This window comes from Pseudomonas nitroreducens TX1 (genome assembly GCF_000313755.1).
GTDB lineage: Bacteria > Pseudomonadota > Gammaproteobacteria > Pseudomonadales > Pseudomonadaceae > Pseudomonas > Pseudomonas nitroreducens_A.
The window spans coordinates 63,657-84,923 of sequence record NZ_AMZB01000079.1 but is presented as its reverse complement, the minus strand read 5'-3'; the positions used below and the strand labels follow the sequence as shown (position 1 = coordinate 84,923).

The 21,267-nt window shown below is 62.0% G+C and carries 21 protein-coding genes; 3 read left to right on the top strand and 18 right to left on the bottom strand.

Translation table 11 applies throughout. The features are described 5' to 3' along the window. Positions 1-43 precede the first annotated feature (43 nt). The 13 genes from C167_RS0104730 to C167_RS0104670 form a co-directional block, all read right to left on the bottom strand. The gene (locus C167_RS0104730) at positions 44-721 is read right to left on the bottom strand and encodes a NuoB/complex I 20 kDa subunit family protein (protein ID WP_017517109.1); all 678 of its coding nucleotides are present in this window, start codon (positions 719-721) and stop codon (positions 44-46) included. 10 nt (positions 722-731) lie between these two features. After that, positions 732-1,145, bottom strand: a complete 414-nt coding sequence (locus tag C167_RS0104725) for an NADH-quinone oxidoreductase subunit A (RefSeq protein ID WP_017517108.1) — start codon at positions 1,143-1,145, stop codon at positions 732-734. A gap of 441 nt (positions 1,146-1,586) precedes the next feature. Beyond that, positions 1,587-2,078, bottom strand: coding sequence for a DUF4442 domain-containing protein (locus C167_RS0104720; RefSeq protein ID WP_017517107.1), 492 nt, complete (start codon positions 2,076-2,078; stop codon positions 1,587-1,589). Positions 2,079-2,252: 174 nt separating this feature from the next. Then, the gene (locus tag C167_RS0104715) at positions 2,253-3,848 is read right to left on the bottom strand and encodes an isocitrate lyase (RefSeq protein ID WP_017517106.1); all 1,596 of its coding nucleotides are present in this window, start codon (positions 3,846-3,848) and stop codon (positions 2,253-2,255) included. Positions 3,849-4,358: 510 nt separating this feature from the next. Beyond that, entirely contained in the window at positions 4,359-5,150 is a 792-nt protein-coding gene (locus tag C167_RS0104710; protein ID WP_017517105.1) for a secretin N-terminal domain-containing protein, read from the bottom strand. A 20-nt stretch (positions 5,151-5,170) separates the two neighbouring features. Next, complete coding sequence (locus tag C167_RS0104705) at positions 5,171-5,797, bottom strand: hypothetical protein (RefSeq protein ID WP_017517104.1); 627 nt, start codon at positions 5,795-5,797, stop codon at positions 5,171-5,173. Positions 5,798-5,819: 22 nt separating this feature from the next. Continuing rightward, on the bottom strand, positions 5,820-6,248 hold the full coding sequence (locus C167_RS0104700; protein ID WP_017517103.1) for a GNAT family N-acetyltransferase: 429 nt from the start codon (positions 6,246-6,248) through the stop codon (positions 5,820-5,822). After that, entirely contained in the window at positions 6,241-7,416 is a 1,176-nt protein-coding gene (locus tag C167_RS0104695; RefSeq protein ID WP_026078808.1) for a cupin domain-containing protein, read from the bottom strand. The genes C167_RS0104700 and C167_RS0104695 overlap by 8 nt, the downstream gene beginning before the upstream one ends. 60 nt (positions 7,417-7,476) lie before the next feature. Further along, positions 7,477-8,847, bottom strand: a complete 1,371-nt coding sequence (gene purB, locus C167_RS0104690) for an adenylosuccinate lyase (RefSeq protein ID WP_017517101.1) — start codon at positions 8,845-8,847, stop codon at positions 7,477-7,479. A 95-nt stretch (positions 8,848-8,942) separates the two neighbouring features. Further along, positions 8,943-9,563 carry a high frequency lysogenization protein HflD gene (gene hflD, locus C167_RS0104685; RefSeq protein WP_017517100.1) on the bottom strand — a complete coding sequence of 207 codons (621 nt, stop codon included), beginning with the start codon at positions 9,561-9,563 and terminating at the stop codon, positions 8,943-8,945. Further along, positions 9,560-10,687: a tRNA 2-thiouridine(34) synthase MnmA gene (mnmA, locus tag C167_RS0104680; protein ID WP_017517099.1), complete on the bottom strand. Its 1,128-nt coding sequence runs from the start codon at positions 10,685-10,687 to the stop codon at positions 9,560-9,562. Before mnmA ends, hflD begins: the two co-directional genes overlap by 4 nt. Positions 10,688-10,770: 83 nt before the next feature. Beyond that, the gene (locus tag C167_RS0104675; RefSeq protein ID WP_017517098.1) at positions 10,771-11,214 is read right to left on the bottom strand and encodes an NUDIX hydrolase; all 444 of its coding nucleotides are present in this window, start codon (positions 11,212-11,214) and stop codon (positions 10,771-10,773) included. Positions 11,215-11,315: 101 nt separating this feature from the next. Further along, positions 11,316-13,538 (bottom strand): NADP-dependent isocitrate dehydrogenase, encoded by a 2,223-nt coding sequence (locus C167_RS0104670; protein ID WP_017517097.1) that lies wholly within the window; start codon positions 13,536-13,538, stop codon positions 11,316-11,318. Positions 13,539-13,896: 358 nt separating this feature from the next. Here C167_RS0104670 and icd point away from each other — a divergent pair, with 358 nt between their 5' ends. Continuing rightward, complete coding sequence (gene icd / locus C167_RS0104665; protein ID WP_017517096.1) at positions 13,897-15,150, top strand: NADP-dependent isocitrate dehydrogenase; 1,254 nt, start codon at positions 13,897-13,899, stop codon at positions 15,148-15,150. A gap of 73 nt (positions 15,151-15,223) precedes the next feature. Here the strand turns inward: icd and cspD are convergent, their stop codons facing one another. After that, entirely contained in the window at positions 15,224-15,499 is a 276-nt protein-coding gene (gene cspD, locus C167_RS0104660) for a cold shock domain-containing protein CspD (RefSeq protein ID WP_017517095.1), read from the bottom strand. Positions 15,500-15,728: 229 nt separating this feature from the next. Here cspD and clpS point away from each other — a divergent pair, with 229 nt between their 5' ends. After that, entirely contained in the window at positions 15,729-16,091 is a 363-nt protein-coding gene (gene clpS, locus C167_RS0104655; protein ID WP_026078807.1) for an ATP-dependent Clp protease adapter ClpS, read from the top strand. A 28-nt stretch (positions 16,092-16,119) separates the two neighbouring features. Further along, positions 16,120-18,393 (top strand): ATP-dependent Clp protease ATP-binding subunit ClpA, encoded by a 2,274-nt coding sequence (clpA, locus tag C167_RS0104650; protein ID WP_017517093.1) that lies wholly within the window; start codon positions 16,120-16,122, stop codon positions 18,391-18,393. Between the two features lie 82 nt (positions 18,394-18,475). Here clpA and infA read toward each other — a convergent pair whose 3' ends face one another. The 4 genes from infA to trxB all read right to left on the bottom strand — a co-directional run bounded on the left by infA (position 18,476) and on the right by trxB (position 21,229). Beyond that, positions 18,476-18,694, bottom strand: a complete 219-nt coding sequence (gene infA, locus C167_RS0104645; protein WP_002553999.1) for a translation initiation factor IF-1 — start codon at positions 18,692-18,694, stop codon at positions 18,476-18,478. A gap of 104 nt (positions 18,695-18,798) precedes the next feature. Next, positions 18,799-19,506 carry an arginyltransferase gene (locus C167_RS0104640; protein ID WP_026078806.1) on the bottom strand — a complete coding sequence of 236 codons (708 nt, stop codon included), beginning with the start codon at positions 19,504-19,506 and terminating at the stop codon, positions 18,799-18,801. 31 nt (positions 19,507-19,537) lie between these two features. After that, the gene (aat, locus tag C167_RS0104635; RefSeq protein WP_017517091.1) at positions 19,538-20,242 is read right to left on the bottom strand and encodes a leucyl/phenylalanyl-tRNA--protein transferase; all 705 of its coding nucleotides are present in this window, start codon (positions 20,240-20,242) and stop codon (positions 19,538-19,540) included. Between the two features lie 36 nt (positions 20,243-20,278). Continuing rightward, positions 20,279-21,229, bottom strand: coding sequence for a thioredoxin-disulfide reductase (gene trxB, locus C167_RS0104630; RefSeq protein ID WP_017517090.1), 951 nt, complete (start codon positions 21,227-21,229; stop codon positions 20,279-20,281). Positions 21,230-21,267: the final 38 nt, after the last annotated feature.

The window sequence follows — 21,267 nt, the reverse complement described above, 5'->3', positions numbered from 1 at the left end:
GGTCAACGGTGGAGTGAAAACGGGCCTCTCGTGGAGGGCCGGATCACACTTCGTCGGGGCTGCGCAAGTTGGTGACCGCAATGCGCTGTTCGCGCTTGAGATCCTTCTGGGCAGGCATGTCGGCGCGATAGACGCCTTGATCGCCTACTACCCAGGACAACGGACGACGCTCCTGGCCGATGGATTCCTGCAGCAGCATCAGGCCTTGCAGGAACGCCTCCGGGCGGGGCGGGCAGCCGGGGATGTACACGTCCACGGGGAGGAACTTGTCGACCCCCTGAACGACCGAGTAGATGTCGTACATGCCGCCAGAGTTGGCGCACGACCCCATCGAGATCACCCACTTGGGTTCCAGCATCTGCTCGTACAGGCGCTGGATGACCGGAGCCATCTTGATGAAGCAGGTGCCGGCGATGACCATGAAGTCAGCCTGGCGGGGCGATGCACGGATCACTTCGGCGCCGAAACGGGCGATGTCGTGCGGCGCGGTGAACGCCGTGGTCATCTCCACGTAGCAGCAGGACAGCCCGAAGTTGTACGGCCACAGGGAGTTCTTGCGACCCCAGTTCACCGCACCGTTGAGAACATCCTCGAGCTTGCCCATGAAGATGTTCTTGTGGACCTGCCCTTCGATGAGCGGGTCTTCTACCGTTTCGCGCTGGCCGATCGGGTATTGATCATTGGGCGCATCCGGATCGATCCGGGTAAGTTTGTATTGCATCGCCAAAGCCTCATTGTTTTAGCTTCGCCTGCCGTGCGCGACGTGCCGCCGGCGCCCAATCGAGCGCGCCGATACGCCACAGGTAGACAAGACCTGCCAACAGAATTGCTATGAAAATGGTTGCCTCGATCAGACCTGCCCAACCGCTTTCACGGACGGACACGGACCAGGCGAAGAGGAAGAGGGCTTCGACGTCGAAGATCACGAAGAGCATCGCGACCAGATAGAATTTTGCCGACAGACGCAGGCGTGCGCTGCCGGTAGGAACGATCCCCGATTCGAACGGTTCGTTCTTGCTGCGACCAAATGCCTTACTGCCAAGCAGGCTGGAAACCCCTAGCATGAAGGCGAGCAGGCCCAGCACTCCTAAAAGGAAGGCGGCGAGTCCCCAGTGTTGAGCTGCAAGTTCAGCTGGATTGGGCATGCCGATACTCCTTCCTACAAATAACGATTGTCTTGGGTTTCGGGCGCAAGGCCCGACTACTGCGAACCCGACAACTCAAGCATAGCGAGCTAAGGGTTCAGGTCATCTTTCCAATTTTATGCCCAAAGCCTTCAGCAAGTAAATTTTTCCAACACAAACAGATGCTTCTATTTCGGGCAAAAGGCTTTTGCATTTTCCGTAGCGCCCTGTTTGCGCGGCTCTGGATGCTTAGTGTGACGGCGCTTCGGCTTTGGTCGAATAGTACTTTCGAGGTATTTGGGCGCAATAAATCGGCACTTCATGAATGATAAATATTATCATTTGCAGTGTCGTATATCCGTAACTTTACTACATATAAGCGCCGCGGGTTTTATTTCATCTGGTATCCGACTTCGAATTACTCCTCTGTGAACTCGTTGGTCGCCGTGGCATTCGGGTGGTTCAATTTCCCTTCCGAATCCATGCCCAGCGCATCTCGCAGCGCACCGGCTGCGCGCCAGAATCATCCAGCAGCATCACGTGCACCAGGGTTTCGCCTTTGTCCTGCTCGAGCATGGCCTGCCGCTGCTCGGGTTGGAGCGTGGCGATGGCGCGCAGGCCGCCGCTGGCCCGGCGCAGGTAGTCGATCTTGAGGCTCTTGATCAGCGGCAGTTTGTCATCGGGCAGGTTCATCCCGACCATGCAGCCGCTGGCGGACTCGGCCAGCAGCGCCATCGCCGCGGCATGCACGCCGCCGATGTGGTTTCGCGCGCGACGGCGGTTGGCGAGGCTCATGCGCACTTCGCTGTCGGACAGCTTTTGGATGCGTACGCCTGCGGTACCGGCGAAGCGCACCTGGGAGCAGAACAGGCGCGTCAGCAGAGGCTCCTGCAACCGACGCGGCAGGCGTTGGATGAGGTGGGCGGCGAGGGCGAGACGGTTGCGCTTAGGCATGGGCTTTCCGGGTTCATATATAAAGGAAGGCCGAGGCTGGCATGTCGAAGCGGTGCTGCCCTTGGCGGGCGGGGAAGGGATGGCTGGCGATTCGGCCAAGCACAAAAGCAAAACCCCGGCCGGAGCCGGGGTTTTGCGGTGCCTCCCAGCCCCGAGGGGCCGGTGAGCCAGTTCTTAGTGGAACTGGTTCATGGTGTTGTCTTTACCCGAGGCTTTCAGAGCGGCTTCGCCAGCGAAGTACTCTTTGTGGTTGTCGCCGATGTCCGAGCCAGCCATGTTCTGGTGCTTGACGCAGGCGATGCCCTGACGCAGTTCCTGACGTTGAACGCCTTTCACGTAGGCCAGCATGCCCTGGTCGGCGAAGTAGCCCTTGGCCAGGTTGTCGGTGGACAGCGCGGCGGTGTGGTAGGTCGGCAGGGTGATCAGGTGGTGGAAGATGCCGGCGTGGGCGGAACCGTCACGCTGGAAGGTACGGATCTTCTCATCGGCGATCTGGGCCAGTTCGGTCTCGTCGTACTCGACGCTCATCAGCTTGGCGCGGTCGTAGGCGGAAACGTCCTTGCCGTCGGCGACGAACGCATCGAACACCTGCTGGCGGAAGTTCAGGGTCCAGTTGAACGACGGGCTGTTGTTGTACACCAGCTTGGCGTTCGGGATGACCTGACGGATGCGGTCAACCATACCCTTGATCTGGCCGACGTGCGGCTTCTCGGTTTCGATCCACAGCAGGTCGGCGCCGTTCTGCAGCGAGGTGATGCAGTCCAGGACGCAGCGGTCTTCGCCGGTGCCCTTGCGGAACTGGAACAGGTTGGAAGCCAGGCGCTTGGGACGCAGCAGCTTGCCGCCGCGGTTGATCACCACGTCGCCGTTCTGCAGGTCGGAAGCGGAGATTTCTTCGCAGTCCAGGAAGGAGTTGTACTGGTCGCCCAGGTCGCCCGGCTCGCGGGTAACGGCGATCTGCTTGGTCAGGCCGGCGCCCAGGGAGTCGGTACGGGCAACGATCACGCCGTCGTCGATGCCCAGCTCGAGGAACGCGTAGCGAACAGCGTTGATCTTGGCGAGGAAGTCTTCGTGCGGAACGGTCACTTTGCCGTCCTGGTGGCCGCACTGCTTCTCATCGGAAACCTGGTTCTCGATCTGGATGCAGCAGGCACCGGCTTCGATCATCTTCTTGGCCAGCAGGTAGGTCGCCTCGGCGTTACCGAAACCGGCGTCGATGTCGGCGATGATCGGTACCACGTGGGTTTCGAAGCTGTCGATCTGAGCCTGTACTTCGGCTTCCTTGGCCTTGTCGCCAGCAGCGCGGGCGGAGTCCAGGGCGGTGAACAGCAGGTCCAGTTCGCGGGCGTCAGCCTGGCGCAGGAAGGTGTACAGCTCTTCGATCAGGCCGGCAACGGCGGTCTTCTCGTGCATCGACTGGTCCGGCAGCGGGCCGAAGTCGGAGCGCAGGGCGGCAACCATCCAGCCGGACAGGTAGAGGTAGCGCTTGTTGGTGGTCTTCAGGTGCTTCTTGATGGAGATCAGCTTCTGCTGGCCGATGAAGCCGTGCCAGCAACCCAGGGACTGGGTGTAGACGGAGGAGTCCGCATCGTACTCAGCCATGTCCTTGCGCATGATGGCAGCGGTGTACTTGGCGATTTCCAGACCGGTCTTGAAGCGGTTCTGGACGCGCATGCGGGCAGCGTACTCGGGGTTGATCGCGCTCCAGCTGTTGCCGTTCTTCTCTTTGAGCGCGGCGACTGCTTTGATCTCGTTCTGATATGCGGACATGGCCAATCCTTCAAAAGAATGTATTTGGTTAAGCACCGACTACCCACATAAAACCGCACCTGAACGGTAATGACTGCGGGTTGCTCGCCGCGGGATGGCGAAGGGGCGACCGAAAAGAAGGAGTGACACTGGAAAGGGGGGGTGGCGCGGTGCAAAGACGGGTGACTGCAGCAGTGGCATCCAGAATCGCTTGCCGGCTCGTGGCAGCCGTTGGGCGATGGTGGACGGCTGAATCCGTCACGTCGTGCTGTTGCTTAGGCTTGCTTCCCCGTCCCTCAGGACAACCTCTTGCCAGTCGCAACCTCGTCGATCCGCCTTGTGGGCTTAACAACACGAACCGGCGCGACGGGTGTGTCGCTGGCGCGGTCCGGAGGGCTTTGAGGCCCTCTGGTTAGCGGGAGCGAGGCCATCATGCACTTTCAAACGAGCGTTCGTCAAACGTTTTGTAGTGTTTTTTTGGGGCTACTACACGAAGGTCTAAGGAGGACTGGCAAGTCACCTACGGAAGGCTTAGTCGAGCACGTCGACCTTCACCCGCAGGCTGCTGTCGCTACGGCCCTGGGTGCTGTACTGGCGGGTGTAGCCACCCTGGGTGCTCTGGTTGCTCTCGGTGACGCCGCCGATCTCGATCCACTGGCCGATCGGCCCACTGACCCGGGTATCCGCCGCGCTGGTGTTCATCGAGCCCTGATAGCTGTTGTTGAAACGGTCATTGCGCGTGCTCAGGGAAATGTGCACGAGGTTGCCGGAGAGGCTCGCGGTCACGTACATGCCCTGGTTGGCGTCGCGGTACTCGGTCTGGCTGTAGATCTGGCCGTAAGGGCCGATGCCGCCACTGGTCACCGGCTGGCTCTGGCCGACCTGGATGAAGGCGGGCGAGCCTTCGGTGGCGCGTACCTGCTGGGTGCCGCCGCCTCGGCTGCTGGTGGAGCGGTTGATGATGCGCACCTGGTCGCGGCCGTTCACTTCGCCGCGGCCGGACTGTATCTCGACGTTGCCGGCGCTGACGGAGCCGTTCACCGAATAGCCGCTCTGGCTGCCCTGGCTGCCGTCCACTGTATCGATACTGATCAGTAGCTGGTGGGGGCGAGTATCCAGTTGCCCGATTACCTGTTGCAGTTCGCGAATCTTCGCCAGTTCGGCATTCACCACCAGTTGATTGCCGTAGGCAGTGACGCGTCCTTCGTTGCCCAGCACTTGCTGCGCAACCGGCAGCACGTCTTCGGCGGTGCGGTAGTTGAGCGGGATGATCTCGGTGCGCGGCGCGGCTGCGGCAGTGAGGCTGATCGTGCAGGCGAGCATCAGGGCGAGAGGGTGTCGGCTCAAATCAGGAAGCTCCGCAGGTTCGGGTCGAGGAGGCTGGTGTTCCAGGTCTGTTCGAATTGCGCAATCAGCTGGCGGACGCGACCAGCGTTGTTGTAATGCGCATAGCCGGCATATTCGCTTGGCTCGGGCCGCAGCAGCAGGCCGCAATCGTCGGCAAGGAGATAGGCATGATCGTCGCTCGGATAGTCGGGGTTGATCCGGCGGATCTGGCAGTAGCTGGACAGCCGGCGACTGAGGTTGAGCAGGCGATGGCCTTCCTTCACCGCGCGGCTGCTGTCGCGCACCAGGATCAGCAGGCGATTGCGCGGATTGCCCAGCAGCAGTTGGGTGCAGGCTTCCTGGATGCTGCTGTGGTGATACAGCCAAGGCTCAAGGTCGGGCGTGTAGAGATAGAGTGTGCGCCGCGCTTGCTGGATCAGCGCCAGGGCGTGGGCGCGAGCGTCGTCCGGCTTGTTGAAGCGGTGCAATTCGTCGCCTTCGCCGAGGCGAAAGGGCGCAGGCTCAAGAGCTTCGGGCTGCAGCGCTGCGCTGGGCGGGTTACGGACGGCAAAACGCCCCGGTGACTGAAACTCGATGTCCGGCAGTTCTACCGGGAGGTCGTCTTGGTCCGGGGCGTTATCCATGTCGCTCCTTGCTCGTCGCTGCTCAGGCGCTCTCGCGCACCATGTCCACGTGGGGAAGGCCGGCGTCGAGGAATTCGCCGCTGGCTACCTGGAAGCCTAGTCGTTCGTAGAACGGAATGGCGTAGACCTGGGCTGTCAGCAACTGGCGCTGCAGGCCCTGGCTTTCCGCCTGTTCGATGGCGGCACGCATCAGCAGGTCGCCCACCTTCAGGCCGCGCCAGTCCTTGAGGACCGACACCCGGCCAATGTGCCCGTCCGGCAGGAGGCGGGCGGTGCCGATGGCGTAGTCGCCTTCGAAGGCCAGGAAGTGCACGGCTTCGACATCCTCGGCGTCCCATTCGAGTTCCGGCGGGACCGATTGCTCGGCGATGAAAACCGCCTCGCGAATGCGCCGCAGATCGGCATTATCCTTCTGCCAGTCCGCGACACGAACCCTGATCTTGCTACTCATCGGCAAACTCCAGACTGCCCTGTTTGATCAGTTCTCCGATGAGCTTACGCCCATCGTCGTCGGCCAGCCATTGGCCGAGATTCCCTTCGTGCAGCGACTCTGCCGAGCACACGAGCTTGAGCAGGTCGCGCAGTTTTTCCGGCAGCACCACGGTCTGGCCGCTGGCGAACAGCAGCAGGCCGACGTCCACTTCGCTCCAGGCCATGCGGGCGCTGGGGTTGCGGATCAGTACTTCGCCGTCTTCGATGGCGGCTGTCAGGTCTTCTTCCTCGATCTCTTCGCCAGCCACGAGTTCCGGGTAGCGTGGCTCGGTCATGAACTGGCCGAACCAGGTGAGCAGCAGGCGTTCGTCGCTCATGTGCTCCTGCAGCAGGTTCTTCAGGCGATCGAGGGCGTCGCGCTGGATCTGGTGCTGGTCGGAGTCGCCTTTCATTGCGGCCATGCCGGCGTCGCTGTAGCGCTCCTCGTCGGAGAGGAACTGGGCGAGGAAGTCGGTGAAGTGGGTCAGCACTTCGGCGGCGCTGGGTGCGCGGAAGCCGACCGAGTAGGTCATGCAGTCGTCTTCGGCGATGCCATAGTGGGCCACGCGCGGCGGCAGATAGAGCATGTCGCCGGGTTCCAGGACCCAGTCGGCGCATTCTTCGAATTCGGCGAGGATGCGCAGGTCGGCGTGGGGCAGCATCGGGCTGCTCGCGTCGCAGGTCTGGCCGACTTTCCAGCGGCGGCGGCCATGGCCCTGCAGCAGGAACACGTCGTAGTTGTCGAAGTGCGGGCCGACGCCGCCGCCCGGTGCGGCGTAGCTGATCATTACGTCATCGATACGCCAGCTGGGGAGGAACTTGAAGTGTTCCAGCAGGTCGGCGACTTCCGGGATGAACTGGTCGACGGCCTGGACCAGCAGGGTCCAGTCGCGCTCGGGCATTTGGCTGAAGGTGTCTTCCTGGAAGGGGCCGCGGCGCAGCTCCCAGGGACTGTCGCCGTGTTCGAGGACGATGCGCGATTCGATCATCTCTTCCAGGGCAAGGCCGGCCAGTTCGTCAGGGTCCAGCGGGCTCTTGAAATCGGGGATGGCCTGGCGCACCAGCAGGGGCTTTTTCTGCCAGTAATCGCGGAGGAATTCTTCGGCGCTGATGCCGCCCAAAAGCTGAAGAGGAATAGCAGGATTCATGGTTAAGTCCTTGAAACAAAAACGCCCGGCACAGCCGGGCGTGCAAAGTCAGGGCGAATCTCAGATGCGCTTGGCCTGGGCGGCAGCGTTACCGATGTAGTTCGCGGGGGTCAGTTGCTTCAGCTCGGCCTTGGCTTCTGCCGGCATGTCGAGGCCCTCGATGAACACCTGCAGGGCGTCGGCGCTGATGCCTTTGCCGCGGGTCAGTTCCTTGAGCTTCTCGTAGGGGTTCTCGATGCCGTAGCGGCGCATCACGGTCTGTACCGGTTCGGCCAGGACTTCCCAGCAGGCGTCCAGATCTTCGGCGATACGTGCGGCATTCAGCTCCAGCTTGCCGATGCCCTTGAGGCTGGCTTCGTAGGCGATGACGCTATGGGCGAAGCCGACGCCCAGGTTGCGCAGCACGGTGGAGTCGGTCAGGTCGCGCTGCCAGCGGGAGATCGGCAGCTTGCTGGCCAGATGCTGCAGCAGAGCGTTGGCGATGCCGAGATTGCCTTCGGAGTTTTCGAAGTCGATCGGGTTGACCTTGTGCGGCATGGTCGAAGAGCCGATCTCGCCAGCGACGGTCTTCTGCTTGAAGTAGCCCAGGGAGATGTAGCCCCAGACGTCGCGGTCGAAGTCGATGAGGATGGTGTTGAAGCGCGCGACGGCGTCGAACAGCTCGGCGATGTAGTCGTGCGGCTCGATCTGGGTGGTGTAGGGGTTCCAGTTCAGGCCCAGGTCGCCTTCGATGAACTCGCGGGCGTTGGCTTCCCAGTCCACCTGCGGGTAAGCCGACAGGTGGGCGTTGTAGTTGCCCACGGCGCCGTTGATCTTGCCCAGCAGCTCGACCGAGGCAACTTGCTTGATCTGGCGCTCCAGGCGGTAGACGACGTTGGCCAGCTCCTTGCCCAGGGTGGTCGGGGAGGCCGGCTGGCCATGGGTGCGCGAGAGCATCGGCACGTCGGCGAACTTCACGGCGAGTTCGCGGATGGCGTCGGCGATCTGGCGCATCAGCGGCAGCAGTACGTTGTCACGGCCTTCGCGCAGCATCAGGGCGTGGGACAGGTTGTTGATGTCCTCGGAGGTGCAGGCGAAGTGGATGAACTCGCTGACCTTGGCCAGTTCCGGCAGCTTGGCGGCTTGTTCCTTGAGCAGGTATTCCACGGCCTTGACGTCGTGGTTGGTGGTGCGCTCGATGTCCTTGATGCGCTGGGCGTGCTCGAGCTGGAAGTCCTCTGCCAGCTGGTTCAGCAGGGCGTTGGCTTCGGCGGAGAAGGGCGCCACTTCAGGGATGCCGGCGTGGGCGGCGAGACGCTGCAGCCAGCGAACCTCCACCTGGACGCGGAAACGGATCAGGCCGTATTCGCTGAAAATCGGACGCAGGGCGCTGGTCTTGCTGCCGTAACGGCCGTCAACGGGGGATACCGCGGTAAGGGAGGAAAGCTGCATGGGGCGTTCTCGTAGCTGTCGGTCAACGAAAAGGGCGCACATCATACACGAATGGCGCGAACCGGTCGCCCTTGCGGCGACCGCAAGGAAGTGTTTCAGCTGCGCAGCAGTGGGCGCAGTTCGTTGAGCATTTTCTTCCGGCTGAACAGCATCTGCCAGCGGTTGCCGCCGAGCTGTCGCCACAGGCGCGCGGAGCGGATGCCGGCCAGCAGCAGGGCGCGGATGCGCGCGGCGTTGGCGTTGATCTGCAGGTGGCGCATGTCGCCGTGCACCTGGATGCGCTGGCGGAAGGTGCTCAGGGTGTCCTGGTAGAGGCCGGCGCAGGAGGCGATGACATTCTCGTGGACCAGGCCGAAGTGCTGCACCTGCTGCTGGATCTGGTCCAGGCGGCTACCCATGATGTCGAGCATGTCGTCGCGCTTGTTCAGCTGGCGTTCCAGGCCGATCAGCGACAGGGCGTAGCGCAGGGGTTCGCGCTGCAGGCTGTTGGGGTCGCGCTCCAGGGCGCTGACCAGGGCGCGGAAGCCTTCACGCAGGTTGGCGGTGTCCCCGCCGTAGACATCGAGGGTGGTCTTCGGGTCGCGCACCAGCAGGCTGCCGAGCATGCAGCCCAATGGGGCTTCGGGGATCTGCCCGGTACGGGCGAGGCGGTCTACCAGGGCGGCGGCTTCGAAAACGCCGGAAAGGGCGATGATCTGGTCGTGCAGATCGCTCATGTACGGTCCTTAGCGAACGCGGGTTCAGCGGATTCGATGACGCCGCCGCCGAGGCAGATTTCGCCGTCATAGAAGACGACGGATTGGCCTGGGGTGACGGCGCGCTGCGGCTCGTCGAAGACGGCGCGGTAACCATTCTCGGTCCGTTCCAGTACGCAATCCTGGTCGGCCTGGCGGTAACGCACCTTGGCGCGCAGGGCCTTGGGCTGGTCCAGTTCGATGGGGTTGACCCAATAGATGTGCGAGGCGCGCAGGGCGCGGGAGAACAGCCAGGGGTGATCGTTGCCCTGGCCGACGACCAGGACGTTGCGCTGCAGATCCTTCTCGAGCACATACCAGGGGCTGTCGTCGGCATTCTTCAAGCCGCCGATGCCCAGGCCCTGGCGCTGGCCGATGGTGTGGTACATCAGGCCAACGTGCTGGCCGATCACCGCGCCGTCGGTGGTCTCGATGTTGCCCGGTTGTGCCGGCAGGTACTGCTTGAGGAAGTCGCTGAAGCGCCGCTCGCCGATGAAGCAGATGCCGGTGGAGTCCTTCTTCTTCGCGGTGGCCAGGCCGTGTTTCTCGGCGATGGCGCGGACCTCGGGCTTTTCCAGTTCGCCGACGGGGAACAGGGTCTTGCCGATCTGTTCGCCGCCCACTGCGTGGAGGAAGTAGCTCTGGTCCTTGTTTGGATCCAGGCCCTTGAGCAGTTCGCTACGACCGCCGATGTCGCGGCGGCGCACATAGTGGCCGGTGGCGATCAGGTCAGCGCCAAGGGCGACGGCGTAGTCGAGGAAGGCTTTGAACTTGATCTCGCGGTTGCAGAGGATGTCCGGGTTCGGCGTGCGGCCGGCCTTGTACTCCTCAAGGAAGTGCTCGAAGACGTTGTCCCAGTACTCCGCAGCAAAGTTGGCGGTGTGCAGCGTGATGCCGATGCGGTCGCAGACGGCCTGGGCGTCGGCGAGGTCGGTCATGGCGGTGCAGTACTCGGTGCCGTCGTCCTCTTCCCAGTTCTTCATGAACAGGCCTTCCACCTGGTAGCCCTGTTCCTTGAGGAGGAGGGCGGAGACGGAAGAATCCACGCCGCCGGACATGCCGACGATGACGCGGGTGTTCTGGGGGGCTTTGAGTGAGTCAGACATGGCAGTGGGTCACGAACACAGGTAAAGAGGGCGATTCTACCAGAGCCGAGCTGTAGAGGCTCGGCTGCCGGCTCGGGCCCGGTTCAGCCGCGGATCAGGGCCAGCGGGAAGCGTTCGCCGTCGAGGTAATCGTCGATGCAGCGCAGCACCAGGTGGCTGCGCCAGCGCTCGGGCTGGGTGGCAAGTTCATCGCGGGTCATCCAGCGGGCGCCGAGGATGCCGTCGTCCAGCGGGCATTCGGGATGGTGGCGCACCGGCCGGGCGGCGAAGCAGACGCGCTGGTAGGTCACGCCGTTGCTAGGCGCGGTGTACAGGTAGATACCGGTGACGGCGGTCAGCTCGACATCCCAGCCGGTTTCCTCGAGGGTTTCGCGCACAGCGGCCTCGAGCAGGGTTTCGTTGGCTTCCAGGTGCCCGGCGGGCTGGTTGAAGACCTGTTTTTCGTCGGCGGACATTTCCTCCACCAGCAGAAAGCGACCCTGGTCTTCGACAATGGTGGCGACGGTGACGTGTGCTAGCCAGCGCATGTTGCGGTCTCGTTCGATCGAAAGGCGCGAGTTTAACGTGGCGGGGCGCAGAAAGCAGAACCCCCGGGACGGCCCGGGGGTTCTGTGTCACACGAAGTGGCTTACGCCAGTGCGTCGATCGCGGCGTTGAAGGTCGCGCTCGGACGCATGACCTGGCTGGTCAGCTCCGGGTTGGAACGGTAGTAGCCGCCGATATCCGCCGGCTTGCCCTGTACGCCGTTGAGTTCGGCAACGATCGCTGCTTCCTTCTCGGTCAGGGTCTTGGCCAGGGAGGCGAAGTGAGCCTTCAGCTCGGCGTCGTCGTTCTGCTCGGCCAGGGCCTGGGCCCAGTACATGGCCAGGTAGAAGTGGCTGCCACGGTTGTCGATCTCACCGATCTTGCGCGACGGCGACTTGTTGTTGTCGAGCAGTTTGCCGGTGGCGATGTCCAGGGTCTTGCCCAGTACCTTGGCCTTGGCATTGTCGGTCTTGATGCCTTCTTCCTCGAAGGAGACGGCCAGGGCCAGGAACTCGCCCAGGGAATCCCAGCGCAGGTAGTTCTCTTCCACCAGCTGCTGTACGTGTTTCGGAGCCGAGCCGCCGGCGCCGGTTTCGTACATGCCGCCGCCCGCCATCAGCGGAACGATGGAGAGCATCTTCGCCGAGGTGCCCAGTTCCATGATCGGGAACAGGTCGGTCAGGTAGTCGCGCAGGACGTTGCCGGTCACCGAGATGGTGTCCAGGCCGCGCATCTGGCGCTCCATGCTGGTGCGGATGGCTTCGTTGTAGCCCTTGATGCTGATGTCCAGGCCGGTCAGGTCGTGGTCCTTCAGGTACAGCTCGACCTTCTTGCGCAGCTCGTTGTCGTGGGCGCGCTCCGGGTCCAGCCAGAAGATCGCGGGAGTGTTGGAGGCGCGGGCGCGGGTAACAGCCAACTTGACCCAGTCGCGGATCGGGGCGTCCTTGGTCTGGCAGGCGCGCCAGATGTCGCCGGCCTGCACTTCATGCTGCATCAGCACCTTGCCGTCGGCATCGACCACACGCATGGTGCCGTCGGCTTCCATTTCGAAGGTCTTGTCGTGGGAGCCGTATTCCTCGGCCTTCTGCGCCATCAGGCCGACGTTCGGTACGCTGCCCATGGTGGTCGGGTCGAACGCGCCGTTGGTTTTGCAGAAGTTGATCATCTCCTGGTAGATGCGGGCGTAGGTGCTTTCCGGCATTACCGCTTTGGTGTCTTTCTGCTTACCGTCCTTGCCCCACATCTGACCCGAGTTGCGGATCATGGCCGGCATGGATGCGTCGACGATCACGTCGCTGGGGATGTGCAGGTTGGTGATGCCCTTGACCGAGTCGACCATCGCCATTTCCGGACGGTGGCTGTACACCTCGTGGATGTCGTGGAGGATTTCTTCCTGCTGCGAGGCCGGCAGCGACTTGATCTTGTCGTAGACGCTGGAGATGCCGTTGTTCGGGTTCACGCCGAGCTCTTCGAACAGCTGGCCGTACTTCTCGAACACGTCCTTGTAGTAGACGGTCACGGCGTGGCCGAAGACGATCGGGTGGGAGATCTTCATCATGGTGGCCTTGACGTGCAGGGACCACATGACGCCGGTTTCCTTGCAGTCCTGCAGGGTCTTCTCGAAGAAGGCGCGCAGTTTGCTGCAGCTCATGAACATGCTGTCGAGGACTTCGCCGTCCTGCATCTTCAGGGTCTTCTTGGTCTCGACCTTGCCGTCCTTGCCGACGAACTCGATGCGGACTTCACCGGCCTTGCCGATGGTGACCGACTGCTCGCTGGAGAAGAAGTCGCCGCCACGCATGTAGTCAGCGTGGGAGCGCGAAGCCATGCTCCACTTGCCCATGCTGTGCGGGTGCTTGCGGGCGTAGGCTTTCACGGCGGCCGGAGCGCGGCGGTCGGAGTTGCCTTCACGCAGGACCGGGTTCACGGCGCTGCCCAGGACCTTGGCGTAGCGGGCGCGGGTGTCTTTCTCTTCGTCGGTCTGCGGGTCTTCGGGGAAGTCCGGAACGGCGTAGCCCAGCTTCTGCAGCTCGGCGATGGCGCCCTTGAGTTGCGGTACCGAGGCGGAGATGTTCGGCAGCTTGATGATGTTGGCTTTTGGATCGGTGGCCAGTTGTGCCAGGTAGGCCAGATCGTCTTCGATCGCCTTGTCGCCGAGCTTGTCAGCGAAGGAGGCCAGGATACGGCCCGAAAGAGAGATGTCGCGGGTCTCGACGTCGATGCCGGCGGAGGCGGCAAAGGCTTTTACGATGGGGAGAAGCGAATAGGTCGCGAGGGCGGGTGCTTCGTCGGTGAAGGTGTAGGTGATCTTCGAGCGGATGGACATCTCGTTCTAACTCTCTTCTTTGCTGGGCGCGCACAGAGTCTCGAATCGCGTTGGTACACGCTTGCGTTCAACGAGGTGGTTGACCGACCTTCGAGATTTGCCGCGGGGATATTGGGGCGCCAGTAGAGCGTTGTACGGCGGGATCCTGGTGGGGACGTGCGCCGCTGCGAGGAGAGAGTCTGGTCCCAGACTGCTCGGACCTCGATGACCATTAAGTCATGCCGGCCAGTATACCACCCTAAAGGCAGGGTGAAGCGCGTCCCTTTTTTAGACTAAGGAATGATGTGGTTCGATCATCGACTTGTGAGCTACCCTCAGTGGCTGCAAGAGGGTTTCAACCAAAAAAGCGGAGTTCAGCATGGGATACCAAAAGATCCAGGTGCCGGCCGGTGACAAAATCACCGTCAACGCCGATATGTCCTTGAATGTACCGAAGAATCCGATCATCCCCTTCATCGAGGGGGATGGCATTGGCGTGGATATCAGCCCGGTCATGATCAAGGTCGTCGACGCTGCCGTCGAGAAAGCCTACAAAGGCGACCGCAAGATCGCGTGGATGGAAGTCTACGCCGGCGAGAAGGCCACTCAGGTCTACGACCAGGACACCTGGCTGCCCCAGGAAACCCTGGATGCTGTCCGCGATTACGTCGTTTCGATCAAGGGCCCGCTGACCACTCCGGTGGGCGGTGGCATCCGCTCCCTGAACGTGGCCCTGCGCCAGCAGCTCGACCTGTATGTCTGCCTGCGCCCTGTGCGCTGGTTCGAGGGTGTCCCCAGCCCGGTGAAGAAGCCGGGAGACGTGGACATGGTGATCTTCCGCGAGAACTCGGAAGACATCTACGCCGGCGTCGAGTGGAAGGCCGGTTCCCCCGAGGCGCAGAAGATCATCAAGTTCCTCACCGAGGAAATGGGCGTCAAGAAGATCCGTTTCACCAACGACTGTGGCATCGGCATCAAGCCGGTTTCCCAGGAGGGCACCAAGCGCCTGGTGCGCAAGGCCCTGCAATACGCCGTGGACAATGACCGCAGCTCGGTCACCATAGTCCACAAGGGCAACATCATGAAATTCACCGAGGGTGCGTTCAAGGACTGGGGTTACGAAGTGGCCCGTGACGAGTTCGGCGCCCAACTGCTCGACGGCGGCCCGTGGATGCAATTCAAGAACCCGGCTACCGGCAAGAGCATCGTGGTGAAGGACGTAATCGCCGATGCCATGCTGCAGCAGATCCTGCTGCGCCCGGCGGAGTACGATGTGATCGCCACCCTCAACCTGAACGGCGACTACCTGTCTGACGCACTTGCAGCAGAGGTAGGCGGCATCGGCATCGCGCCGGGCGCCAACCTTTCCGATTCCGTCGCCATGTTCGAGGCGACCCACGGCACCGCACCCAAGTACGCCGGACTAGACAAGGTCAATCCGGGGTCGGTGATCCTGTCGGCCGAGATGATGCTGCGTCATATGGGCTGGCCGGAAGCGGCCGACCTGATCATTGATGGCGTGAACGGCGCCATTGCGGCCAAGACCGTCACTTATGACTTCGAGCGACTGATGGACGGTGCCAAGCTGCTGTCCTGCTCGGAATTCGGCGACGCAATCATCGCCAAGATGTAACCGGGTGATTCGTCACCGATGAAAAAGGCCGGCTTGCTGCCGGCCTTTTTCGTTTCGTCTGATCCGTGACGAATCAGGCTTCCGCCGTGAGGTTCTCCACCTCGCTGCTCGGGGCAGCTTGTGCGGGCGGGGTGGATGCATTGGCGTTGACGGGCTGGATGTTCACCGCATGCAACCCCTTCGGACCTTGCAGGATCTCGAAACTGACGGGTTGGCCGGCCTTGAGAGTCTTGTAGCCATCCATCTGGATTGCCGAGTAGTGAGCAAACAGGTCCTCATCTCGGCCATCAGCCAGGATGAAACCGTAGCCCTTGGCGTTGTTGAACCACTTGACCTTACCGCTGAGCATGCTGATATCCCTCTGCAAAGGACTCCATCGCTGGAGTATCATCCACTACTATTCCGCTATGCCTTTTCCTGAAGACTGGCGTCCGGAACTCCTGATACCCTCCGGGGGGGTATCCTTTGGTTGTAACACCCTTTTGCCGTTAGTCAAGGCGGCGTCGTCTGGGCCTGAGAAGCGTTTCAACCTCCGGCCGGCCCACTCATTCACCCACTCGCAAAGCTTTTATTCCAGCATGCATGCAAGTAGCCAGATTCGACTAACATTCAATCAGGACCGCCCGGATCCATTGGAAGACGACGGGGCGGGGCTGGCGGTTGAAGAAGCCAAGCCCGCCCTGAAGGCGCCATCGATGTATCGGGTCATCATGTTCAACGATGATTACACACCGATGGATTTCGTGGTTGAGGTGCTCGAGTTGTACTTCAACATGAACCGCGAGCAGGCAACCAAGGTCATGTTGACCGTGCATACCCAGGGCAAGGCGCACTGCGGGACCTTTACCCGAGATGTTGCGGAAACCAAAGCCATGCAGGTCAATCAATATGCGAGGGAGAGCCAACATCCACTGTTGTGCGAAATTGAGATAGAAGGTTGATGCGGATGTTTGGGAGCGAGGTGAAGTCATGTTGAATCGAGAGCTCGAAGTCACCCTCAATCTCGCCTTCAAGGAGGCGCGGGCGAAGCGGCATGAGTTCATGACCGTTGAGCACTTGCTGTTGGCGCTTCTGGATAATGAAGCCGCCGCAACGGTTCTGAAGGCGTGCGGTGCGAATCTGGACAAGTTGCGGCGAGACCTGCAGGAATTCATCGATTCCACAACGCCGCTGATTCCCCAGCACGATGAGGATCGCGAAACCCAGCCAACCCTGGGCTTCCAGCGTGTCCTGCAGCGTGCGGTGTTCCACGTGCAGAGTTCCGGCAAGCGCGAAGTCACCGGCGCCAACGTGCTGGTCGCCATCTTCAGCGAGCAGGAAAGTCAGGCGGTGTTCCTGCTCAAGCAGCAGAGCGTCGCGCGGATAGACGTGGTCAATTTCATCGCCCATGGCATCTCCAAGGTGCCGGGCCATGCCGACCATACGGACAGCGATCAGGAAATGCAGGATGAGGAGGGTGGCGAGTCTTCCACTTCAAGCCATCCGCTGGATGCCTATGCCAGCAACCTGAATGACCTGGCGCGCCAGGGCAGAATCGACCCGCTGGTCGGCCGCGAGTCGGAAGTCGAGCGCGTCGCGCAGATCCTCGCCCGTCGCCGCAAGAACAACCCGCTGCTGGTGGGCGAGGCCGGTGTTGGCAAGACTGCCATTGCTGAAGGGTTGGCCAAGCGCATCGTCGACGGTCAGGTCCCGGACCTGCTGTCCGACAGCGTCGTCTACTCCCTTGACCTGGGGGCGCTGCTGGCGGGTACCAAGTACCGTGGCGACTTCGAGAAGCGCTTCAAGGCGCTGCTCAACGAGTTGCGCAAGCGTCCGCACGCGGTGTTGTTCATCGACGAAATCCACACCATCATCGGCGCCGGTGCGGCATCGGGCGGCGTGATGGACGCTTCCAACCTGCTGAAGCCGCTACTGTCGTCCGGCGAGATCCGCTGCATCGGCTCGACCACCTTCCAGGAATTCCGCGGCATTTTCGAGAAGGATCGCGCGCTGGCTCGTCGCTTCCAGAAGGTCGACGTCACCGAGCCGTCCGTCGAGGACACCTTCGGCATCCTGAAGGGCCTGAAGCCGCGTTTCGAGCAGCATCACCACATCGAGTACAGCGATGAGGCGCTGCGCGCCGCCGCCGAGCTGGCTGCGCGCTACATCAATGACCGGCACATGCCGGACAAGGCCATCGACGTGATCGACGAGGCGGGCGCCTACCAGCGCCTGCAGCCGGAAGAGAAGCGCGTCAAGCGCATCGAAGTGCCGCAGGTCGAGGATATCGTCGCGAAGATCGCGCGGATTCCGCCCAAGCACGTCTCCAGCTCTGACAAGGAGCTTCTGCGCAACCTCGAGCGCGACCTGAAGCTGACCGTTTTCGGCCAGGCGGCGGCCATCGAGTCGCTGTCCACTGCCATCAAGCTGTCACGCGCCGGTCTCAAGTCGCCGGACAAGCCTGTCGGCTCCTTCCTGTTCTCCGGTCCGACCGGAGTGGGCAAGACCGAAGTGGCTCGCCAGCTGGCCAAGGCGCTTGGCGTGGAGTTGGTGCGCTTCGACATGTCCGAATACATGGAGCGGCATACCGTGTCCCGTCTGATCGGTGCGCCTCCGGGCTACGTCGGTTTCGATCAGGGCGGCCTGCTCACCGAGGCCATCACCAAGACGCCGCATTGCGTGCTGCTGCTGGATGAGATCGAGAAGGCGCACCCGGAAGTCTTCAACCTGCTGCTGCAGGTGATGGACCACGGCACCTTGACCGACAACAACGGGCGCAAGGCGGACTTCCGTAATGTCATCCTGATCATGACCACCAACGCTGGCGCGGAAACCGCTGCGCGGGCCTCCATTGGCTTCACGCAGCAGGACCACTCCACCGATGCGATGGAAGTGATCAAGAAGAGCTTTACGCCGGAGTTCCGGAACCGCCTGGATACCATCATCCAGTTCGGCCGCCTGAGTCACGAGACCATCAAGAGTATCGTCGACAAATTCCTCACCGAACTGCAGGCGCAGTTGGAGGACAAGCACGTGCAGGTCGAGGTCAGCGATGCGGCGCGCGGTTGGCTGGCGGACAAGGGCTACGACCCGCAGATGGGGGCTCGTCCGATGGCGCGGCTGATCCAGGACAAGATCAAGCGGCCGTTGGCCGAGGAGATCCTGTTCGGCGAACTGGCCGAGCACGGTGGTGTGGCCCATGTGGACCTGAAGGATGGCGAACTGGCCTTCGAGTTCGAGGTGATTGCCGCAGAGCCGGCCTGACGCTGCAGTCAGGCGCAAACGAAAACGCCCGGCAATGCCGGGCGTTTTTCTGTGTGCCGGCTTCTTGCCGACACCTGCCGGCTCAGCGAGCGCGGTAGGTGATGCGACCCTTGGACAGGTCGTAGGGCGTCAGTTCAACGCGAACTTTGTCGCCGGTCAGGATGCGGATGTAATTCTTGCGCATCTTCCCGGAGATGTGCGCGGTAACGACGTGCCCGTTCTCCAACTCCACGCGGAACATGGTGTTGGGCAGGGTGTCGACGACAGTGCCTTCCATTTCGAAGCTGTCTTCTTTCGACATGCAGTAGAACCCTCGGTATCTATGGTTGCCTGAAGTTTCAGGGCATTAAAAAAGGCACACATTGTGCCTGAAATCGCCCCACAACGCCAATGGGTGTTTTTGCTTCAGTTCAACGCCACCCAGCGCTGGTTCACGAACAACTCGATCGGGCGGTACTGGGTCTTGTAGTTCATCTTCCGGCAATTCTTGATCCAGTAGCCCAGGTAGACGGCATGGAGGCTCAGGCGCTCGGTCTCGCCAATCTGCCAGAGAATGGCAAAGCGTCCCAGGCTGCGGCGTTCTTCGTCCGGATCGTAGAAGGTATAAACGGCGGAAAGACCGTTGGGCAGGACGTCGGTCACGGCGACGGCGAGTAGACGACCTTGCAGGCGGAACTCGAAGAAGCAGCTGAACGGTAGGTCACGGACCAGAAAGGTGGCGAACTGATCGCGGCTGGGTGGGTACATGTCCCCGTCGGCATGGCGCTGCTCGATGTAGCGCATGTACAGGGCGTAGTACTCCTCGGTGAAGGCGGGGCGCTTGCGGATGACTTCCAGGTCGGCGTTGCGCTTGATGATGCGTTTCTGCTGGCGGTTCGGCTGGAAACCGGCAGCGGGAATGCGCGCCGGGATGCAGGCGGTGCAATGTTGGCAATGGGGGCGGTAAAGGTGCTCGCCGCTGCGCCGGAAGCCGACCTCTGACAGCGAGGCATACAACTGCGCGTCCATGGGCTGACTGGGGTCGAGGAACAGGGTAGTGGCCTGCTCCTCGGGCAGATAGCTGCATGGATGCGGCTGTGTGGCGTAAAACTTCAGGCGGGCGAGCTCGGTCATCATCAACCCCTGCGAGTTCCCTCAGGCAAGTTTAAGACAGGCTGAGCGGGTATGCCTGCGAAGTCCAGTCCTCTGACGGTGTTTCGTCGAGATGACGGCGCAGGAAGCTGGCGAATTCGCCGCGGGAAATGGCGCGGGCGCCGAAGCTGTGCAGGTGCTGGGTCGGCATCTGGCAGTCGATCATCACGAAACCGGCCGCCTTCAGGCGCTGCACCAGGGTGACGAAGGCAACTTTGGACGCGTTGTCGGCGCGGCTGAACATGGATTCGCCAAAGAACAGGCGACCAATGGCCAGCCCGTAAAGCCCGCCGACCAGCTCATCGCCTTGCCAGGCTTCGGCCGAATGGGCGACGCCCAGGCGGTGCAGTTGGCAATAGGCATCCTGCATCGGTGTGGTAATCCAGGTGCCATCCGCATAGTCGCGCGGCCCGGCGCAGCCGACGATGACCTGCTCGAAGGCCTGGTCGATGGTGACCTGGTAGTGCTGCTGGCGGATGAACTTGGTGAGGCTGCGGGAAACATGCAGTTCTTCGGGAAACAGCACGGTGCGCGGATCGGGCGACCACCAGAGTATTGGCTGGCCATCCTGGTACCAGGGGAAGCACCCGTGGCGGTAGGCCTGGATCAGGCGCTGCGGGTTCAGGTCTCCGCCGGCCGCCAGCAGGCCGTTGGGCTCATGCAGGGCCTTGTCGAGGGGTGGAAAGTCGAAATTGCTGCGGGAAAGCCACTTGAGCATAGGGAGGAGGGGAGGGCGAACCTCCCCTTGCGCCGATCAGTTGTCGTCGAGGAACTTTTCGGCATCCAGTGCGGCCATGCAGCCGGCGCCGGCTGAGGTGATCGCCTGGCGGTAGACATGGTCGGCCACGTCGCCGGCAGCGAACACGCCGTTGATGCTGGTCAGGGTCGCATTGCCTTCGGCGCCGCCCTTGACCTTCAGGTAGCCGTCATGCATTTCCAATTGGCCCTTGAACAGGTCGGTGTTGGGCTTGTGGCCAATGGCGATGAACACGCCGGACAGGTCCAGTTGACGGGTTTCGCCGCTGTCGACGTCCTTCAGGCGGACGCCGACGACACCCATGTTGTCGCCCAGGACTTCGTCGAGGGTGGTATTCCAGTGCAGGCGTACGTTGCCGTTCTTGGCTTTTTCGAACAGTTTGTCCTGTAGGATCTTCTCCGAGCGCAGCTTGTCGCGGCGGTGGATCAGGTGGACTTCCTTGGCGATGTTGGACAGGTAAAGTGCTTCTTCCACGGCGGTGTTGCCGCCACCGACCACGCAGACCACCTGGTTGCGGTAGAAGAAGCCATCGCAGGTCGCGCAGGCGGAAACGCCCTTGCCCATGAAGGCCTCTTCCGAGGACATGCCCAGGTACTGGGCCGAGGCCCCGGTGGCGATGATCAGCGCATCGCAGGTGTAGGTGCCGCTGTCGCCCTTGAGGGTGAAGGGCTTCTGCTGCAACTCGGCGGTGTGGATATGGTCGTAGACGATCTCGGTATCGAAACGCTTGGCGTGCTGTTCCATGCGCTGCATCAGGGCGGGGCCGGTCAGGCCCTCGACGTCGCCGGGCCAGTTGTCGACCTCGGTGGTGGTGGTCAGTTGGCCGCCGGGCTGGATGCCGGTGATGACAACAGGCTTGAGGTTGGCGCGCGCGGCGTACACGGCCGCGGTGTAGCCCGCGGGGCCGGAGCCCAGGATGATCAGGCGCGAATGCTTGACTTCACTCATAAAAAGACTCCATAAGCCTTTGTCACGTAAGAGAATGC

Coding starts and splice junctions, on each gene's coding strand:
- infA (WP_002553999.1), bottom strand. CDS start 18,694: ATGTCGAAAGAAGACAGCTTCGAAATGGAAGGCACTGTCGTCGACACC.
- C167_RS0104725 (WP_017517108.1), bottom strand. CDS start 1,145: ATGCCCAATCCAGCTGAACTTGCAGCTCAACACTGGGGACTCGCCGCC.
- C167_RS0104675 (WP_017517098.1), bottom strand. CDS start 11,214: ATGCGCTGGCTAGCACACGTCACCGTCGCCACCATTGTCGAAGACCAG.
- C167_RS0104720 (WP_017517107.1), bottom strand. CDS start 2,078: ATGCCTAAGCGCAACCGTCTCGCCCTCGCCGCCCACCTCATCCAACGC.
- purB (WP_017517101.1), bottom strand. CDS start 8,847: ATGCAGCTTTCCTCCCTTACCGCGGTATCCCCCGTTGACGGCCGTTAC.
- C167_RS0104705 (WP_017517104.1), bottom strand. CDS start 5,797: ATGGATAACGCCCCGGACCAAGACGACCTCCCGGTAGAACTGCCGGAC.
- C167_RS0104695 (WP_026078808.1), bottom strand. CDS start 7,416: ATGAATCCTGCTATTCCTCTTCAGCTTTTGGGCGGCATCAGCGCCGAA.
- clpS (WP_026078807.1), top strand. CDS start 15,729: ATGCATGCAAGTAGCCAGATTCGACTAACATTCAATCAGGACCGCCCG.
- C167_RS0104710 (WP_017517105.1), bottom strand. CDS start 5,150: ATGCTCGCCTGCACGATCAGCCTCACTGCCGCAGCCGCGCCGCGCACC.
- C167_RS0104715 (WP_017517106.1), bottom strand. CDS start 3,848: ATGTCCGCATATCAGAACGAGATCAAAGCAGTCGCCGCGCTCAAAGAG.
- C167_RS0104700 (WP_017517103.1), bottom strand. CDS start 6,248: ATGAGTAGCAAGATCAGGGTTCGTGTCGCGGACTGGCAGAAGGATAAT.
- aat (WP_017517091.1), bottom strand. CDS start 20,242: ATGCTCAAGTGGCTTTCCCGCAGCAATTTCGACTTTCCACCCCTCGAC.
- mnmA (WP_017517099.1), bottom strand. CDS start 10,687: ATGTCTGACTCACTCAAAGCCCCCCAGAACACCCGCGTCATCGTCGGC.
- hflD (WP_017517100.1), bottom strand. CDS start 9,563: ATGAGCGATCTGCACGACCAGATCATCGCCCTTTCCGGCGTTTTCGAA.
- icd (WP_017517096.1), top strand. CDS start 13,897: ATGGGATACCAAAAGATCCAGGTGCCGGCCGGTGACAAAATCACCGTC.
- clpA (WP_017517093.1), top strand. CDS start 16,120: ATGTTGAATCGAGAGCTCGAAGTCACCCTCAATCTCGCCTTCAAGGAG.
- C167_RS0104670 (WP_017517097.1), bottom strand. CDS start 13,538: ATGTCCATCCGCTCGAAGATCACCTACACCTTCACCGACGAAGCACCC.
- C167_RS0104730 (WP_017517109.1), bottom strand. CDS start 721: ATGCAATACAAACTTACCCGGATCGATCCGGATGCGCCCAATGATCAA.
- trxB (WP_017517090.1), bottom strand. CDS start 21,229: ATGAGTGAAGTCAAGCATTCGCGCCTGATCATCCTGGGCTCCGGCCCC.
- C167_RS0104640 (WP_026078806.1), bottom strand. CDS start 19,506: ATGACCGAGCTCGCCCGCCTGAAGTTTTACGCCACACAGCCGCATCCA.
- cspD (WP_017517095.1), bottom strand. CDS start 15,499: ATGCTCAGCGGTAAGGTCAAGTGGTTCAACAACGCCAAGGGCTACGGT.